We start from the raw sequence: 16399 nt of genomic DNA, 5'->3' as shown, positions 1-16399 counted from the left end.
CTCTGACCTCCGACCTCTGTCTCTTCCTTATCTCCAAATCCGAATAAGAAAAACCCATAACATAATGGACAAACAACAGGCTAAGATAAGACCATACAAGGCTTTTCTGCCGCCTTTGGTTTCCTTCTTGTTCACTTCTTGGGGAAAAATATCTTTTATCTTTTCAACAGTGAGAGGCTTTTTAAGATAGGTAATATCCGGGCAGGAGCCGCTTGCGTGACTTCCCAGACCGATTATGGGTATATCGGGCTCTATTTGCCTGATATTTATGACCAGGTAATCTTCGGACACATCAATTGAATCCAGATCAATCAAAACCAGGTGGTGCCACGTATCCTTTAACCGTTCAATGACCTGGTCGCCATTTAAGGCAACCGAAGCTCGATAAAGATTGTCGTTTAACATCTTCTCGACAGAAGCAATCCAGTGTTCATTGCCGCTGACAATCAGCACATCTGCCAGGGATGGATGACCACCGACTTCATTTCTGTCGTCAGAAAAACCCTGCTTTAGTGCTTTGTTGTTATAAGTTCTATGATCACCCATACTATATTTAATCTGCGAAAATCTGTGTAATCTGCGGACAAAATTACCCAAAGTAGCCTTGAGCTGAAATGGGTAAAAAAGGTTTGTGGATTGGTCTTTTCTTTTCCTAATCTGCGGAAATCTGCGAAATCTGTGGACAAAATTACCCAAAGTAGCCCTCCACACTAACGGCGGGTAAACCTTGGGCTGAAATGGGTAAAAAGGGGAAGGGGAGTCTTTCATCATTTTATTAAGATCTTTGCCAGAATGATTCCAAGGATTAGCCATACGGGAACAGAAATAATGAGAGCCAGGGTCAGCCCGCGGAAAATACCAAGTTGTTTAAAGAGGGTGTGTTTTTCCAAGGCCCGGCTTATAATTTGCTCCAGAGACTCAAGATTGATCGGTTTGGGGATGAAATCGTAAGCCCCTTTTTTAACAGCGGTAACTGACGACTCAATGGTTCCGTAACCGGTAATTATCAGCACTACAGCCCGGCTGTCCACGGCCTTGATAGCCTCTAAAACCTCCAGGCCGTCCATGTCCGGCAACTTCAAATCCAGAATTACAAGCTGGAAATCACCCTGTTCAAACCGTGTCAGCCCCTCGCGACCGTCGTAAGCTGCCGTGGCATGATAGCCCAGTTTAACCAGGAATTCCAACAGCATGTCCGCCACTTCTTTATCGTCATCAACCACCAGAATCCGGACGTCCTTATCAGTTTTCAGCGCCATATTCTATCCTTTCACAACCAATAATCGGTAGTCAGAGATTAGTACTAAAGGCGAAAAGCAAAAAGTTAAAAGTGAAAAGTAAAAGGTGAGAAGTAAAAAGTAATCAGCAAGTCCTTTCATCACTCATTTTTTAATCTGCGTCAACCTGCCCGCTCGTGCCCCTGGCCGCCTCGCCTTACTTGGCTGGCGGGCGAGCTTGCAATGGCAGGCGGGGGTCTGCGCCTGCCCCGTTCAATTCACGTCAGTGACAGCGTAGCGTATTTAACTGGGGTAATCTGCGGACCCTTTCATCCCTAATTATTTAATCTGCGAAAATCTGCGCCTGCCCCGTTAAATGCCTTTGGTTTTCTATTTAACTGCGCTAATCCCTGCCCTGTGGAATCCGAAGGCCATTCCTCTGGGGTGCGGACCCTTTCATCACTTATTTCCTAATCTGCGCTAATCAAGGTTTATCCTGTTAAATTGCTCTTTCTTTTATTTAACTGGGATTTGATCCCATTTCCTTCATTCACCAAAAAGTTTTAGCCCGAATTTTCGATAGGTCTCGAAATTGCGATCCTTTGATATCAGTGTCATTTTTCGCTGAATAGCCTGCCAGATAATGATGCGATCAAAGGGGTCCTTATGTGAAAGCCTTGGTAACTTATGGAAGCTGGATGCTTCAGCAGCGGTAATCGGCAATATATCAATATTCATCTGACCGGTAAAATCAGGTAATTCCTCCGGCTTCACTCCGGTCAATTTGAGTTTTCCAAGGGCATACTTCAAAGAGATTTCCCAGAATGTAACCACACTAACAGCTACGTCATTGTTCGAGGACTTTATCTCACGGACTGCTGCTCTGCTCAACTTTTCGGGGGCAAAAAGCGACCACAAAAATACATGGGTATCGAGTAGTAAGTTCATGAGGCCAGCATTTCTTTCTCGCTAATCTCAAAGTCGTCATGGATCATGTATCCGGCCTTGTCCTTAAGCAAGCCAAGACTCCTTTCCGGTTTAGAGGCATAGGCCGAATATGGAATAATTACAGCAACTTTTTCCCGTTTCTTGCCGTAACTTATGACAATTTCCTGACCGTTTTTTAATTTTTTCAAAACCTCCGAAAAACTAGCTTTCAACTCTCCTATCGTAAGTGTTTGCATATGAACCTCCTATGAGCAATATTGCACATTTCTTGACAACTTGTCAAGAACCATGCGCTACCCATAAACCATTGATTGGCTTATCGATGAGAGTGCTGAGTTTGTTTATTTTTTATCATTATTTAATCTGCGCTAACCTGCCCGCTCGTGCCCCTGGCCGCCTCGCCTTACTTGGCTGGCGGGCGAGCTTGCAATGGCAGGCGGGTCTGCGCCTGCCCCGTTCAATTCACGTCAGTGACAGCGTAGCGTATTTAACTGGGGTAATCTGCGGACCCTTTCATCACTTATTTCCTAATCTGCGTTAATCTGCGTAATCTGCGGATTGATCTTCATCTCTTTTTTTATATTAGCGTCTTTGCGCCTTTGCGTGAGATATCAAATCTGCGGACAAAATTACACTATGTTGACAATATTGAAAAAGCCGCTTTTACGGGATAATGGTCGCCGGGACCTGCTTTGATTATCGCAGCATTACTGCATTTTAGATCAGGTGAGTGAAACAGATAATCTATGCGGGGTGCAATCGGCAGGGGAAACTTCTGATATGAGGTTGTAAGATAATTCCATGAAGGCCACAGGGCATCGTCAAAGGCCTGGTTCATTTTGCGTATGGCTTTGGAAAAAGGGACCGTGTTGAAATCACCGCCAATAATGACGTTGTTGGATTTACTTTCACTTAACCAGGCTATAAGTTCAGCCACTGACTTGCTGCGTACGGTCTCTTCCAGAAGCTCTGTTTTCAAAAAGCGCAAGGCGGTTTCCCAGCCGATATCAATCTTTTGCGCTTTGATTTTAATTGGATCGATGCGGTCAAGGTGCACAGAATATATAGTCACGTTATGACCGTCAATCAAAATACCTCCGGATAGAATCCCGTAACCTTTATTACTTGCCTTGAAATAAAGCGTTTGAGGCTCCGTGATCGGTATGCGGGACAAGATTGCAAGACCGTGCTTTTTCCCCTTGTAGTTAGAATAGGTAAAGTGCGGAAGGCCAAGCATGCGGGACAGCCGAGACACCGCTTTTTTACCGGCAATCTCTTGAACCAGCAGTATATCGGGAATCCCATGGCTCTTGATGATCTCGGCCACATCCTTTAGCAAAGGCTGGTGCCCATTCAAATCGCCTATGTTGTACGTCATGACCTCAAGAGGATTTGATACTACCTGACCTCCAGTCTGATGAAAAGCCATAACCACACTTCCCAAAAGCAGCAGTATAACTACACCAAAAACAATTGTTCTTCTGCCCATGATTTATTTTCTATTGATAGGCTTCCGCAATCCAATTAATGATTGTATTTGCATCACCTAACGCCATGACAAAATTACCCAAAACAGCCTTGGGCTGAAATGGGTAATTTTCTATGTAGAGGATTTAATTATATTATAGACAGTTTTTCGGGACATATCTAATTTCTCCGCAATTTCTGAGCGTTTAAAACCACGGGAAATAAGTTGCTCGATAAGGAATTTTTTTGCCCTTTTGCTTTCAGGTGCCCTTGAAGAAAAACAGCTATTTTTCATATCTTCAATGCGTCTATCAAGTTCAACCATGCTTAGCAAGTCTATGCCCGAAGATTCAGCAACATGCTTTTTCTTATCAATCCGCTTGAAGAGCCGGGGGAATATGGATGCAAGCGTTGAACAAAACTGCTCTACGGCATCTTCCTGTTCCAGAACATGACCGGCTTCTATCCCACTGCCTTGCATCAGCAAACGACGATATTCTTTTTGCTTTTTAGGCTTCACTGTTGACAGCAGACTTAAAACAAAATCTGGATCAACAAACGACTTGGGGGCATCGTCATCAGCATATAGCCTGACCGACGACCACCTATAGTTTGTCGGATCTTCCTCAATTCCCGCCTTTACAGGATTTAAGTGGATATACAGCGACGCAGCCAAAAGATATCCGTCATCGCAACAAACTGCCTGTCTGTATGGTCCGCCAAACAGATGCCCTTTTCTTTCATACTTGCGGTTGAACCCCATGGCATAACGAGAAAATAAGTCGCGCATGGCATCATACAGATTCTCTTCTTTTGGGCTGAGCAGCAAGTGGATGTGGTTCTGCATCAGGCAAAAGGCAAATATCCTTAGTGAGTAATTGGAGGAAATTTCTTTAAGAAGCCCCAACATGAAAAGATAGTCACTTTCTTCCAAAAACAAGGGCTCTTTACCAGCTACCCGTTGTGTAATGTGAGATACGAGGCCGGAGCTGTTCAGTTTGCGGGTAGCCCGAAAATATCTTTTGAGTTTTCCCTGTTGTATCAATTCAAGCGGTTGCATTGCGTCATCAGCTATCAAATTTTACCCAAAGTAGCCTTGGGCTGAAATGGGTAAAAAGAGATGGGAATCGGAGGCCGGGGACCGACCAGGCTCATTTCGCCTTTCAGCACGTTGATAAGCTGGGGCAGTTCGTCCAGGCTGGTCATCCTGAGGAGGGTGCCGATCACCGGGATGATCCTGGGATCCTTTTTGATTTTGAACACGGGTCCGTCGGATTCGTCCAGGGCGGCAAGCTCCTTTTGCCTAGCCTCTGTAAATAGGCTGTTACTCTCTTTTAATACTTAGCAGAAGCAGCCTTTTCTTGTTGCAGCCTTTCGTGTAACCATACCTTAATTAATGCTCCACGATCTACACCTATACTTTGCCTGATTTGATCTATCTCTTTGACCATCTCTTCTGCAACGTCAAGCGTTATACGAACTTTCTTACCATGTCGAATAATTTTGGCCTTTGACATATCGATTAGATCGTGGACGTCTTCACCATTATCGAATCGTCGATCAAATTCTTTCGTGGTTTTAGCCATTTCATTTTTTTTCATAAAGTTCTTCCTCCTGCCTTCTGGCACGTCTCACCGATATGATGCGTATTGCATTGCCACGGTGTGTAAATATTGCTGCCCATAGTTTATCACCAATCTTACCTAACAGAATGCTTCTGTCTTCAAACGGATATGGGAGCTGAATTTCCACCCGATTGCTATCGTTCCACATTTCCTTAGCCGCATTAAAATCAAGACCGTGTTTGCTTTTGTTGGTACGGTTCTTATTATCATCCCACTCAAATTTCATGTCTATATTGTACATATATTGTACAAAAATGCAACAAAAATTAGGTCGGTATAGTTCAGCCCCATTTTCAGCTGATCTTGAAAGGTGGTTTTGTTGTAGAGTAGATGCCGGAAGTAGGGTAGGGGCACGATTGGTCTTTATCTTTTCCTAATCTGCGAAATCTGCGCCTGCCCCGTGCAATTCACGTCAGTGACAGCGAAGCGTATTTCATTGGGGTAATCTGTGGATCTCCGTCCTCTGACCTCTGTCTTTTCCTGACCCCATTTTCGATACGTTACGGATTTAACCTTGCCGGCACCATTAGGGTAATGAGTTGTCAGATAAAGGGATAATGCTTCACAATTCATGTTGTGTTTGACAGCCGGTTGTTTATTATGTAAAATGCGATTATCAGATATTACAGATATGATATGGAGGTCCATTATGGAAAAATATATAACGGCCACGCAAGCGGTTAGAGATTTCTCAGAGTTATTAAACACCATAAAATTTAAAGGAGATCATTATATAATCCAAAGAAACGGGAAACCCATAGCCAGCATGCAACCGATTAAATCGGCAAAAAATTTAAAAACACTTGAGGAACTTAAATTACTGATCAAACAACTACCGCGGCTGGATGATGAACTGGAGGTTTTTGCAGCGGATATCAAAGAGATTTGGAAAAATCAACCACCCCTACCGGAGGATAGTGCATGGGAATAATTATAGATTCAAGCATTCTTATCGAGGCAGAAAAAGAAACGTTTAACATCGATGAATTTATCAATGGTAGAGAGGAAGAACCTTTTAGTCTTAGCGTTATCACAGTGGCCGAACTTCTACACGGCGTCCACCGGGCTGATTCATCCGTGAGACGCATTAAAAGGAGTGCCTATGTAGAAAAAATTATCGAGTTATTCCCGGTATATCCTTTTGATATTTCAGCTGCTCGAATCTATGCTGCCTTATGGGCTAAGCTTAGCAAGCAGGGCATTCAGATTGGAGCTCACGATCTTATTATCGGCTCCACGGCCCTGGCCCTCGGTTTTTCGGTGGCAACGTTTAATAAAAAACATTTTGACAAGATTGAAGGGCTCCGGATCGAGATTCCCAAAGCCTAAAATCTCTGAAAATTATTCCCGAAAAACAGGCGCCTGTTTATCGCCAGGCAACCAGACAAAAGTTGGCAAAAGTTTTTGGAATAAGCGCGACAAGTTTCACTTAAGAACTACATGTCAAATGCTATCACTCAGATCCTTGGCAGATCTTATTTGCTCCCTTTTCCCATCCATCCGCTCAATCTCCGTCCTCTGCTCCTCCGACCTCCGATCTCTGACCCCGCCAGACTGACGGCGGGTAAGCTTTGGTTTTTTCATCTCACATGGGTTAATAGTAGATTTATCCTGCCTGCCCAGTTAAATTTCTTTTTTATTTATTTAACCGGGACCCAACCCCCTTTTTGCTCTACCTTCAATCTGAATAGAACCAACGATGACACCACGGTTAATATAGGTAACATTGAAGATAACGGAAGGCAATCGCAAATATTTTGGGCTTTCTTTTTTGGAAGGTGAAAGGCAGCAATCTTCAACTGGCTTGCTTTCAAGATTTGTAGTTCCAATCAACCTTCTTGACAATACGACCGGTATCCGGTATTTGAATCCAAGTCGTCTGTTGCCGCAGTATGGTTGCTGCTTGATATCCGGCCCTACTACATATTGGAATGCTTCCTGCTACGGCACACAACTTTAAATTTTCCCTTATTCCGAGCTCAAAAAGGGAATTCTTATCACTTTATCACTATCACTCCAAAAGTATGGGGTGAATGCAGTCGCTGTCCGCAATATTTCCAGTGTGATGAAGTCGGAATGGTTCTGGATCTCTAATTCCGGAATGAATACCCAATGTATTTCAGTAACGGAATAAACCTATGTGGCTTTATCACGAAGTCCTCGTTCGTCTTTTTGGAATGAATTTAAAAAATGTCCAAGATACTTCAACTTTTCATTTTGTCTTTGCTCCTAGTTACGACCTTTGCAGCGCCCACTTTTGCCCAAGAAGGTTCAGAAGTCGCCCGAGGCATGGGAGAGGAACTTAGAACACCCATCAGCCAACCGGGCTCGGTGGAAGACATGACCCTGCTTCAAGATGAGCTGTACAGGTGGAACAAGGTCATGGATGTATGGTTCATGTTGATGCTCGTGGCATTTCTGATGCTTTTCATAAAGAAATTCGAGTGGGGGGTCTGCCTTGCCGTATGCCTGGTTACTGCAACAAGCTTTATTAGCTACTGTGCCATAAAACAATTCCTTTTTGGCTGGGAATGGAACCAGGGTATGGTCATCATGGGGGTTTTCTGTGCTATAACGGCTGTCATCGCAATCGGTGTGTTTCTGGGCACCATACGGATGTGGCAGTACTTGCTTGCGGGTGCATTGTTTGCCCCGGCATTTGTTCTGGTGGAATGGTGGATGTTCACTTTTCTGAAGGGGGTAGTAGATCCCGGTGGTTCGATGCTGGTACACATGATGGCGGCCTATTGGGGCTGGGGTGTAATCCTGGCATTGAGGGAAAAACGCGCGTTTGACGAGCCCCAAAATTCAACCACCCATAGTGTAGCTTTTGTTTGGCTCGCGAGCATGCTGTTGTGGGTGCTTTGGCCGTCATTTGTTACCGCACTGCTGCCAGCAGATCAGGTGCACTGGGGTATGGTGACGTGTTACATGGCAGGGCTAGGTTCGATTATCAGTGCATACATATTCTGCATGATTTATCAGGGTAAGGTCAATCCCTTGGTGTACACTTATTCACTGATGGCAGGACCGGTGGCAATCGGCTCTCCGCTTCTTTCGGTAGGCCCGTGGGGGGCATTGGTGATCGGTCTTATCGCGGGGTTTATCTCTACGACATCCTTCATATATGTCCACAAAAGACTGTGTAAGGCGATGGGTGTGCTGGATGTAATGGGCGTTAACAACCTGCACGGTGTGTGTGGAATCTTTGGCGCAATTGCAGGCGCTATATTGGTCGCAGGCTGGGTCAACATTATCAGTTTAATTGGCGTATTTATGATCTCAATTGTTACCGGCTTGATAGCGGGTTTTATCATCAAAGCGACCAGAGGCGTGATGATCGAACTGTTTGCAGACGCCACCGACTTCGATTTGTGGCATCCGGAGCCCCTTGGGATAGAGGATGGAGTTGTCACCCAAAATAAATGAAAGAAAGCGCAATAGATGCAGACTGACGAAAAGCTGAAAAAACGGATCACCTATGAGAAGATGCATACGCCATTTAGTGGGGATCTCCGCACAGCTCCGATAAGCAGCGGGGAATTCAAATTTTCAGAAAAGCAAAATTTCAAACCGCCTTGGATATGCGCTTTGTCAAAAATGAAGACCCATATGTATTCTTAAGCGATTCGTTCCTGATAGAACTCGATAATTCGGCTCAATGCTTTGTTCGGCATCTCTCCGTGGATCCCGGGAAAAGAGACTGCGGGAATGTTTAGCAACGACGCAGCAAACTTGCCGGGACTGTCCGCTTCCCCTTCTGAAGCAACAAGCAATGTATCCCTGTCTAGCAAAGGACGAATGTTTTTGAGTCTCAAACGGTTGGGCAAGGTTGGGTCGATCAATACAATCCCCGCCACCTTCTCCATAATGGAGGGATGCTGATCCAGGAAATCGAGCACAATTGCCCCGCCCATGGAGAAACCTATGAGACCACATTTCTTTTCGGAGGTGATCTGCGCGACCACCCTGTCAAGTTGATACAAGAATGAGGAACCCTCAATATCAGGGGCGATAAAGTTCGGATTGATTGCAATTAACCCGAAGTCGTGGGTTGCAAATTCCCGAAAATACGGTTCCATACTGGTTTCATTGACTCGGGACTGGCGCAGCAACGTGTATGACCAGACCCCGACCTGTTCGGGGTAGCCCAGAACTGCGATGGCTATGAATCGTTTCTCAAGCGCGTTGGGAGTGGCCAGAACCCAATACTCCTTTCCTATGCGTTCATCCGTCTCGAGCATCTTCTGCGCCACGTTGGCAGCAAGCATGTTCGCCACGATTGCATCCACGTTTGTCCTCAGATGCGCTTCTTCTTCAATCGAACCGTCCGGTGCAGTTATAGTTTCAGGCTTGACCATGGATTCTCCTTTCGCTGGATTGCCAGAAAGACACGATGAAACGCGACTAATAGCCATTGCCTTCATCGATTGGTTAGTTGATTAAAAATATTTTATACCACAAATCCCAACGCGCCGTAAAGCATGTTTTCACTCTCAAGCAAGGGAAACTATGGTATTGCAGCGATTTTGGAACTTGCCGCCAATTCCGTCTATAGCATTACACAATCAAATCTTTTAAAAAACCCAAAGTGTGGCCTATAGTTAACCAGGAACCTTTTTAATAGTTCCGTTAGCTATTAGATCCTGCAACTGTTTTAAAAGATTTTGTTCCTGCGAGTCGATTATTCCATCCTCACCTGCAACGGCTATAATTTGATTGTGTTCGGAAATTGTAAGTTCACAATCACGGATTGCTTCTTTGATCATCTCAGCGAGCTTCCCACCGGTTTCACCTGATTCCACTTTTCCTCCTCATAGTCGTATCTTAATAAATTGAACAATAAAGGTTAAAGTACTTTTACGCGGATACAATAACATTGAAGATAACGTAAGGCAATCGTAAATATTTTGGGCTTTATTTTTTGGAAGGTGAAAGGCAGTTGTGTTGTCTGGCAGCAATCAACACATTCAGCAGAATTAGAAAACCCCAACATATAGGGCTAAAAGGAAAAAAGCAGGGCCTATCACAGACCCTGCTTTTTCTGTTCGGTTGAGCCATCACTCAAATTGAATGTGGAGTCGCCCGAAACTGTATATCGGTATGAATTAGCTGCATTTGTAATACATACCTACACCTTTACATTTGTATTACATTACCACAAAGTAGTATGTCAAGTGATTTTATATAGTAAACCGGAAAGCGTGTAAAAAATCACTATCCAGTAATGAAAAGGATACACGTGCAATCATTTTATTTTGCGAGATTCAAACAAAAAGATAGTATAGTATGGAGGAGGAATAGGAGAAGGTTAAATTGGCAAATAGACTGTCACAGACATTTATTTGGGAGGTTTTGGCAATATTTGGGATGGTTTTCGGTCACAGGCAAGGACATTTTGCTCGTTTTGGTAAAAATCGCACCCGTCATTAAGTACGGCCTTAAGTTTGGCTCTGGCGCGGTGGAGCCTTATCTTTACAGTATCAAGCGAAATCTGAAGGACATCAGGCTATCTCCGTGTTTTTAAATCCCTCAAGTTCGCTAAGTAATATAACGGTTTTATAGTCAGATGGAAGCTTGTAAATAAACTCCCTCACACATTCGCTCATTTCTTTGCGTATGAACGTCTGGTCGGTGAGAGTTTTCTTATGACCGAGCCAGACATTGCTATCCTCAACTCCGATGTCATCTTCAAGGCTGGTGCTCTCAAATGAACGTTTAAATGACGGAGTCCTCATCCTGTCAATAGCGGTGTTGGTAGCAATACGGTATAACCAGGTAGAAAGCTTTGATTCACCCTTAAAATTCCTTAGCGGTATTGATAGGCCACATCAAACCAATATCATTGAAGATTGAGTTTGTAAATCTTGTATTTTGGGGGGCTTGATTTTTAGTAGGCTCAAGGCAGATGAGAGTTTACTATTTCCACATAACTGGATCATCATCCAAGTGATCCGTAACCATTTTTCCGATTTCATTTATAACTGCCAACTCTTCATCAGACAAGCGAACATTTGTGGCATCCGCATTTTGAGTTGCCTGTTCGGCGTCACGGGCACCAGCAATGGCACATATTCCTGGCTGCGAAATTACCCAGGCCAGTGCCAGCTGCCCTAACGTGATATTTTTATCATCTGCAATAGGGCGGAGTTTATCTAATGCTTTCTGGGCTCGTTTATAATGTTCGGGCTGAAACAACTTGTTGTTGGAACGGTGATCACCTCTATCGAATTTATGATTCGGGCCAAATTTTCCTGTTAAAAGCCCTTGGGCCATGGAAGAATAAGCAAGCAAAGTTATATTATTTTCAAGACAATAAGGCCAAGCATCAGTTTCAACCTTACGCCAAAACAAAGAATAGGGTGGCTGCAAGCTGTCGATTCTTCCATACTTTACAGCTTCCTTTAGCTGGGACCGGGAGAAGTTGGAAACGCCAACAACAAGAATTTTGCCCTGCGCTTTCAAGTCGGCCATGGCACGCATAGTCTCTTCTAAAGGGACGTGTTTGCTGCCAAAAGAACCCGGAGGCCAGTGGATCTGATAAAGATCTATATAGTCAGTGTTAAGATTTTTTAAAGATTTGTGGCATGCATTGATTACCTGTTTGTATTTCAGGTGATTTGAAAATACCTTGGTCGCAATCACGACTCTGCCACGCATATCATGAAGGGCATTCCCGACGATTTTTTCTGAATGACCGTTACCATAAACCTCTGCCGTATCGAATGTAGTGATGCCCGCATCATAGGCTGCCTTTATCGCTTTGATGGATTCGTTGTCGTCTATGCCTACCCACATTGCCTTGCCGGCCTGCCATGTTCCCATAATGATCGGCGAGATTTTAATATCAGAAGTGCCTAGAGGACGAAGTTCCATATTTACACTCATAAAATTGGTTTAAATAATATTTTTTATCACAATACCGCTGTTTTATCTAAGATCATGTGGTCACATGATACTATTGAAAATGCTTGATGGCCCACTATCGACCTATTCGATGGCAATAACAATTTTCTCGTTCTTTTGGTGGTTCTCTATTTCAACTATAGTGCCCCGGATTTCTTTATTCTGTGACAATTCAACGATCATATCTGTATCTATGTCGATGCCTTTTTCTTGTAATGCTTTTGTAAAATTCTTTGGTATTAGTTTTTTCGCATAACGAATAATTTTAAGGGGAATGCTGATAGTGGTTTTGGGTTCTGTATTGCCATCATTAAATGTTCTGATTTTCAAACTCGCCATAACTTGGATACCTTTCAAAGGTTAAGGGGTCACCCATTAAATGAAGATTTGTAATCAATATCACCATGTCAGTACTCCTGTCTATATAGAAAAATTCCCCTGGTGGCAAGAGCAGGGCCAAAGAACAATTAAAATACCTATTGCTCGTAAGCTAAAAGGTGGGATCTGAGGCTGCCCTTCTTTTTGCCTAAACCAATCTTGCTTCGTATATTTTTCCGGTGAGTGTCAACCGTCCTTGGAGATATTTTCATAATCTTTGCAATTTTTTTAGTAATATAGCCTATCTTGACCATATTTACTATCTTGATTTCTTGCGGTGTCAGGCTTAAATATTTCAGAGAAAGTTTTCGAGTAAATGGTGAAATAATTTCACTTAGATTTGATTCTAAAATATTCAAAAAGGCTTTTTGGTGATCGTCCAACGTAGTTTTATTAATTTTATCAAAATATGGTTCAATCAGTTCTTTTACGTTGGTCATCACATTTTCTTCTAATTCGGTTTTATCTTCTTCCCTTTTTTTCAATAAAACCTTCATGGCGGTATTAAGTTCCTCAAGACTCTTTCTCTTGAGCTCCAAGTCTTTAGTGCGTTTTCTCAGCGCTTCTTCGGCCTGCTTGCGTACGGTGATATCCCGAATGGCACTCAAATTAATTTTTCTGCCATCCAATGTAAAATGGTTAGCGTTAATTTCTACTGGAAAAACAGTTCCATCTTTTTTCTTGTGATACCGAAGGGGTAGGAATGTCTTTTCAACGAGTTTAATTGCCTTCTCCGTTTTTTCAGGCTCAGCAGATAAATTCCACGCTTTTAACCCGACAAGTTCTTCATGGCTGTAACCATACAATTTACAAGCTGCTTCATTCGCTTCAAGAAGGTTACCAGTGTCTTCATCTACCAAAAATAAAGCATCTGATTCTACTTCAAAAAGAGTACGATACTTCTCTTCAGATTTTTTCAAACCCTCCTCGGCCTGCTTACGCTCGGCATCTACTTTAAGAACATAGAGAGCCATCTCGATGGTGACTTCAAGGTCTTTAGGCTGGAATGGCTTGAGAATAAAGCCAAAAGGATAAGTAAGTTTGGCGCGCTTAAGCCTTTCCTTATCGACGAAAGCGGTAAGGAATATAACCGGAATATCATATTGGGTGCGTATTTCCGCGGCAGCTTCAATTCCGTCAATCTCACCTTTAAGCACTATATCCATCAACACTAAATCAGGCTTATGCTCTTTTACCTTCGCAAGGGCTTCTTCTCCATAACCCACTATTGCGGTAACACCGTAACCAAGCTGCTTCAACTGGCTTTCGATGTCCATTGCGATAATGCCGTCATCTTCCACAATCAAGACTTGTGCTTTTTCCATGTTCTATTTGCTCCCATTATTAAGCCCTTATTCATAAATTCCGAAATCGACTCGGCTGAGCTCGTCGCAGGCCGCAATCCCAAATCCCCAATCGAATCATATTCTTGGTTTATATGCGTGGCGTAAATTGCCCCAATCATGCATTTGGGGAAAGTGAAGATTTGTAATCGATTTGTTTTTTCCGATCATTTCAGCGGCCTTGGCCCTCATCCGGGCCGGCTCGGTGGCATCCAAAAGCAGTCGCATCGGGGTAGTTAAAAGCTCATCTTTAATACATGAGTCTTGCCGGTGTCTGTTTCTTTAATCTGAAGGCGCAGCTGCCGGGCAGAACCGGCTTCACCAGGGAAAAAAAGAAATCCATGGGCAAGATCCTGGGGCTCAACAGCTCTGTTCTGAAGCGATTTATCTCGTAAATCGTTGGTAATCGACCTGCGGACGTCATCTGAGGCATAGCCGCCTACGCCGCCGAGAGTGGCTCCGGCGGCAGCCCCCACGGCAGCGCCCTTGCCGATTGCCTCGGCGATATTATCACCGGAGACAATACCGACGGCGGCCCCGATAATTGATCCGGCGGCAGCTCCCAAAAAGCCCGTATAGGCCCCTTTTTTAAAAATTTCTTTGGTTTTGGCGTATTTGCTGGCTCGCTCATACGCGGTTTTGCTGCTCAAAACAGGCCAGAGATTACCCTCCTGATCTTCAAGGAATGTCTGGTGTCCGACGATTTCCAGTGAATGGGGCCCCTGATTGTCGAACACCACCTGAACCGGCAGCATACCGGCGCCAAGGATATCAAATCCAAAGGCCTCCTTGGTCTCCTTTTGATCAACAAAGGCCTTGGCCGCTATCTCGGCACCGCCGATTTTCACAACGTTGTCGAATGATGCCGGCGTTCTAAACGGCAGCGGTTTGGCTTTATAGCTCGAGGAACACGCTGTTAAAAGAGTGACAATAATTGAATATATAAGAATATAAATGTATCTTTTCATAATCGATCCTCCTGCAGGGCTGTCTTTTTACGGAATTTTTCTTTAATCGTCAATTTAAAACTTCTGATTGAAGATTTATTGCCTCAAGCATGCATTTGGGGCCGCGTCTTAATTATTAATTATTCGTTTTTTGCGATTCAACAAATCAGTACCACCTAAGATAAGCTGCTTGAAAAGAAAAGTTAAATTGCATGATCCGGGAGTCCCATTTTGTCAAGAATGAAGATTTATGACGTTAAATTCGAAGATTACTTAACTGTTACCTGTCCCCCTTGTTTTCTATAGCAGGCTCTATGGTCACATCATTAAACCAATTAGGGTAAAGGTTCATCTGTATATGCAATGTTAGCTTCTTCTGACTTATAGAGCGGCAACTCCTTTCCTGCTCGAATATCTTCCACCCAATTAGGATTTAATAAAATGGATTTTCCACTTAATGCTATATCGGCACTTTTTAGGGCATCTTCTGCACTGGCCCGATCATATATCTGCCCACAAATCATCAAGGGTAAATCAGTGACTTCCCGGGTGATCTCTGCCACATTTTGATCAGTGCCAAAAGCTTTATCCTTGTACCCATAGGTTGAAACAGAAATTACATCGATAGGTTCTTTTGATAACATCTTGATAATCGCTTGATATTCTGCCTTGCTTTCAAACAAAGAAACTTCCATGTCTGCAACACCCCAATTGGCAATTCTAAACGCCAACAGACGATCTTCAGGAACCACTTTGTGAACGGCCTGAATGACTTCATGGGCAAAACGGAAGCGATTTTCCACTGATCCTCCATAAGAATCTGTTCGCTGATTGGAATAGGACGATAAAAAATTATTTATAAGATAGCCATGAGCTCCGTGAATTTCTATACCATTAAATCCTGCTTCAACAGCTCCTTTAGCGGTCTCAACAAAACCATTTATAACATGATTTATGTCAAATTCTGTCATCTCATCTGGTACAGGATAAGGCTTTTGAGTAAGTGGATTGTTTTGCTTCGGTGTTATGGGGCTGGGAGCTATGACTCGGTTTGCCGGGTTTATTTCTGGCCATGACATCCGCCCACAATGGAACATCTGCATTACTGCAACAGACCCTTCATTCTGGATTGCTTTAACTACAGGTTGCCAGGCATCAATCTGTCGCTGCGTTAACATACGAGCCTGTCCTGGATATCCTTGAGCACTTTCATAATCTGTAATAATCGCTTCGGTATAGACGACAGCTGCTCCATTTTTGGCCCTCCTAATTAAAAAATCAAGTACATCCTGCCGGGGGACACTGTCTCCGGGAGATGACATGCGTGTCATGGGCGCAACACCAATTCGATTCTTAAGCGTTAAACTCTTTAATTGGAATGGTGTAAAAAGAATATTGTCACTCATGATAAACCTCCTTATTTGACGTATTTTTAAAACGTTTTATCTATTATATCAAGATGTTTCTGTGGCCCGACCCCATTTAACATAATTTCCCTGAAATCTCGAACCGCGGTGCTGCCACAAGGGGCGATCAGGAGGTCTCCGGCCGCTTGGGCTTGCGGAGGT

General features: G+C 43.6%; 18 protein-coding genes and 1 pseudogene. 3 read left to right on the top strand and 16 right to left on the bottom strand.

Annotated elements, in window-relative coordinates:
* Positions 1 to 27: 27 nt before the first annotated feature.
* The 9 genes and pseudogenes from V3S16_RS00750 to V3S16_RS00710 all read right to left on the bottom strand — a co-directional run bounded on the left by V3S16_RS00750 (position 28) and on the right by V3S16_RS00710 (position 5483).
* The gene (locus V3S16_RS00750; RefSeq protein ID WP_413882762.1) at positions 28 to 546 is read right to left on the bottom strand and encodes a hypothetical protein; all 519 of its coding nucleotides are present in this window, start codon (positions 544 to 546) and stop codon (positions 28 to 30) included.
* A 221-nt stretch (positions 547 to 767) separates the two neighbouring features.
* On the bottom strand, positions 768 to 1259 hold the full coding sequence (locus tag V3S16_RS00745) for a response regulator (RefSeq protein ID WP_413882761.1): 492 nt from the start codon (positions 1257 to 1259) through the stop codon (positions 768 to 770).
* A gap of 504 nt (positions 1260 to 1763) precedes the next feature.
* The gene (locus V3S16_RS00740) at positions 1764 to 2165 is read right to left on the bottom strand and encodes a type II toxin-antitoxin system VapC family toxin (protein ID WP_413882760.1); all 402 of its coding nucleotides are present in this window, start codon (positions 2163 to 2165) and stop codon (positions 1764 to 1766) included.
* Positions 2162 to 2401, bottom strand: a complete 240-nt coding sequence (locus V3S16_RS00735; protein WP_413882759.1) for a type II toxin-antitoxin system Phd/YefM family antitoxin — start codon at positions 2399 to 2401, stop codon at positions 2162 to 2164. Before V3S16_RS00735 ends, V3S16_RS00740 begins: the two co-directional genes overlap by 4 nt.
* A gap of 398 nt (positions 2402 to 2799) precedes the next feature.
* Positions 2800 to 3654, bottom strand: a complete 855-nt coding sequence (locus V3S16_RS00730; protein ID WP_413882758.1) for an endonuclease/exonuclease/phosphatase family protein — start codon at positions 3652 to 3654, stop codon at positions 2800 to 2802.
* Between the two features lie 111 nt (positions 3655 to 3765).
* Positions 3766 to 4692, bottom strand: a complete 927-nt coding sequence (locus V3S16_RS00725; protein ID WP_413882757.1) for a transposase — start codon at positions 4690 to 4692, stop codon at positions 3766 to 3768.
* Between the two features lie 71 nt (positions 4693 to 4763).
* Positions 4764 to 4916, bottom strand: a pseudogene (locus V3S16_RS00720) (sugar transferase); the annotation flags it as partial.
* A gap of 50 nt (positions 4917 to 4966) precedes the next feature.
* Positions 4967 to 5233, bottom strand: a complete 267-nt coding sequence (gene brnA, locus V3S16_RS00715; RefSeq protein WP_413882756.1) for a type II toxin-antitoxin system BrnA family antitoxin — start codon at positions 5231 to 5233, stop codon at positions 4967 to 4969.
* Complete coding sequence (locus tag V3S16_RS00710) at positions 5220 to 5483, bottom strand: BrnT family toxin (RefSeq protein WP_413882755.1); 264 nt, start codon at positions 5481 to 5483, stop codon at positions 5220 to 5222. Before V3S16_RS00710 ends, brnA begins: the two co-directional genes overlap by 14 nt.
* 423 nt (positions 5484 to 5906) lie before the next feature.
* Between V3S16_RS00710 and V3S16_RS00705 the strand changes: the two genes are divergently transcribed.
* The 3 genes from V3S16_RS00705 to V3S16_RS00695 all read left to right on the top strand — a co-directional run bounded on the left by V3S16_RS00705 (position 5907) and on the right by V3S16_RS00695 (position 8686).
* The gene (locus tag V3S16_RS00705) at positions 5907 to 6188 is read left to right on the top strand and encodes a type II toxin-antitoxin system Phd/YefM family antitoxin (RefSeq protein ID WP_413882754.1); all 282 of its coding nucleotides are present in this window, start codon (positions 5907 to 5909) and stop codon (positions 6186 to 6188) included.
* Positions 6179 to 6586 (top strand): type II toxin-antitoxin system VapC family toxin, encoded by a 408-nt coding sequence (locus V3S16_RS00700; RefSeq protein WP_413882753.1) that lies wholly within the window; start codon positions 6179 to 6181, stop codon positions 6584 to 6586. The genes V3S16_RS00705 and V3S16_RS00700 overlap by 10 nt, the downstream gene beginning before the upstream one ends.
* Positions 6587 to 7447: 861 nt before the next feature.
* Positions 7448 to 8686 carry a hypothetical protein gene (locus V3S16_RS00695; RefSeq protein ID WP_413882752.1) on the top strand — a complete coding sequence of 413 codons (1239 nt, stop codon included), beginning with the start codon at positions 7448 to 7450 and terminating at the stop codon, positions 8684 to 8686.
* A 191-nt stretch (positions 8687 to 8877) separates the two neighbouring features.
* On the opposite strand, the gene V3S16_RS00690 is transcribed toward V3S16_RS00695, so the two are convergent.
* From V3S16_RS00690 to V3S16_RS00660, 7 genes are all read right to left on the bottom strand, one after another.
* The gene (locus V3S16_RS00690) at positions 8878 to 9675 is read right to left on the bottom strand and encodes a hypothetical protein (protein ID WP_413882751.1); all 798 of its coding nucleotides are present in this window, start codon (positions 9673 to 9675) and stop codon (positions 8878 to 8880) included.
* A gap of 186 nt (positions 9676 to 9861) precedes the next feature.
* The gene (locus tag V3S16_RS00685; protein WP_413882750.1) at positions 9862 to 10062 is read right to left on the bottom strand and encodes a hypothetical protein; all 201 of its coding nucleotides are present in this window, start codon (positions 10060 to 10062) and stop codon (positions 9862 to 9864) included.
* A gap of 1114 nt (positions 10063 to 11176) precedes the next feature.
* Complete coding sequence (locus V3S16_RS00680; protein ID WP_413882749.1) at positions 11177 to 12133, bottom strand: aldo/keto reductase; 957 nt, start codon at positions 12131 to 12133, stop codon at positions 11177 to 11179.
* Positions 12134 to 12247: 114 nt separating this feature from the next.
* Positions 12248 to 12502, bottom strand: coding sequence for a hypothetical protein (locus tag V3S16_RS00675; protein WP_413882748.1), 255 nt, complete (start codon positions 12500 to 12502; stop codon positions 12248 to 12250).
* 137 nt (positions 12503 to 12639) lie between these two features.
* A complete protein-coding gene (locus tag V3S16_RS00670; protein WP_413882747.1) occupies positions 12640 to 13866 on the bottom strand; it encodes a PAS domain S-box protein in 1227 nt (408 codons plus the stop codon).
* Between the two features lie 254 nt (positions 13867 to 14120).
* On the bottom strand, positions 14121 to 14852 hold the full coding sequence (locus V3S16_RS00665; RefSeq protein ID WP_413882746.1) for a hypothetical protein: 732 nt from the start codon (positions 14850 to 14852) through the stop codon (positions 14121 to 14123).
* Positions 14853 to 15166: 314 nt separating this feature from the next.
* Positions 15167 to 16237 (bottom strand): NADH-dependent flavin oxidoreductase, encoded by a 1071-nt coding sequence (locus V3S16_RS00660; protein WP_413882745.1) that lies wholly within the window; start codon positions 16235 to 16237, stop codon positions 15167 to 15169.
* Between the last annotated feature and the right edge of the window lie 162 nt (positions 16238 to 16399).

This window comes from Candidatus Desulfatibia sp. (assembly GCF_036446775.1).
In the GTDB taxonomy this organism is placed as follows: Bacteria; Desulfobacterota; Desulfobacteria; order Desulfobacterales; family UBA11574; genus Desulfatibia_A.
The sequence above is the reverse complement of the archived record's forward strand: the minus strand, read 5'-3'. Positions and strand labels throughout refer to the sequence as shown.

Excerpts from the sequence above, each read along its gene's own strand:
- V3S16_RS00750 (WP_413882762.1), bottom strand. The coding sequence starts at position 546 with ATGGGTGATCATAGAACTTATAACAACAAAGCACTAAAGCAGGGTTTT.
- V3S16_RS00745 (WP_413882761.1), bottom strand. The coding sequence starts at position 1,259 with ATGGCGCTGAAAACTGATAAGGACGTCCGGATTCTGGTGGTTGATGAC.
- V3S16_RS00740 (WP_413882760.1), bottom strand. The coding sequence starts at position 2,165 with ATGAACTTACTACTCGATACCCATGTATTTTTGTGGTCGCTTTTTGCC.
- V3S16_RS00735 (WP_413882759.1), bottom strand. The coding sequence starts at position 2,401 with ATGCAAACACTTACGATAGGAGAGTTGAAAGCTAGTTTTTCGGAGGTT.
- V3S16_RS00730 (WP_413882758.1), bottom strand. The coding sequence starts at position 3,654 with ATGGGCAGAAGAACAATTGTTTTTGGTGTAGTTATACTGCTGCTTTTG.
- V3S16_RS00725 (WP_413882757.1), bottom strand. The coding sequence starts at position 4,692 with ATGCAACCGCTTGAATTGATACAACAGGGAAAACTCAAAAGATATTTT.
- brnA (WP_413882756.1), bottom strand. The coding sequence starts at position 5,233 with ATGAAAAAAAATGAAATGGCTAAAACCACGAAAGAATTTGATCGACGA.
- V3S16_RS00710 (WP_413882755.1), bottom strand. The coding sequence starts at position 5,483 with ATGAAATTTGAGTGGGATGATAATAAGAACCGTACCAACAAAAGCAAA.
- V3S16_RS00705 (WP_413882754.1), top strand. The coding sequence starts at position 5,907 with ATGGAAAAATATATAACGGCCACGCAAGCGGTTAGAGATTTCTCAGAG.
- V3S16_RS00700 (WP_413882753.1), top strand. The coding sequence starts at position 6,179 with ATGGGAATAATTATAGATTCAAGCATTCTTATCGAGGCAGAAAAAGAA.
- V3S16_RS00695 (WP_413882752.1), top strand. The coding sequence starts at position 7,448 with ATGTCCAAGATACTTCAACTTTTCATTTTGTCTTTGCTCCTAGTTACG.
- V3S16_RS00690 (WP_413882751.1), bottom strand. The coding sequence starts at position 9,675 with ATGGCTATTAGTCGCGTTTCATCGTGTCTTTCTGGCAATCCAGCGAAA.
- V3S16_RS00680 (WP_413882749.1), bottom strand. The coding sequence starts at position 12,133 with ATGGAACTTCGTCCTCTAGGCACTTCTGATATTAAAATCTCGCCGATC.
- V3S16_RS00675 (WP_413882748.1), bottom strand. The coding sequence starts at position 12,502 with ATGGCGAGTTTGAAAATCAGAACATTTAATGATGGCAATACAGAACCC.
- V3S16_RS00670 (WP_413882747.1), bottom strand. The coding sequence starts at position 13,866 with ATGGAAAAAGCACAAGTCTTGATTGTGGAAGATGACGGCATTATCGCA.
- V3S16_RS00665 (WP_413882746.1), bottom strand. The coding sequence starts at position 14,852 with ATGAAAAGATACATTTATATTCTTATATATTCAATTATTGTCACTCTT.
- V3S16_RS00660 (WP_413882745.1), bottom strand. The coding sequence starts at position 16,237 with ATGAGTGACAATATTCTTTTTACACCATTCCAATTAAAGAGTTTAACG.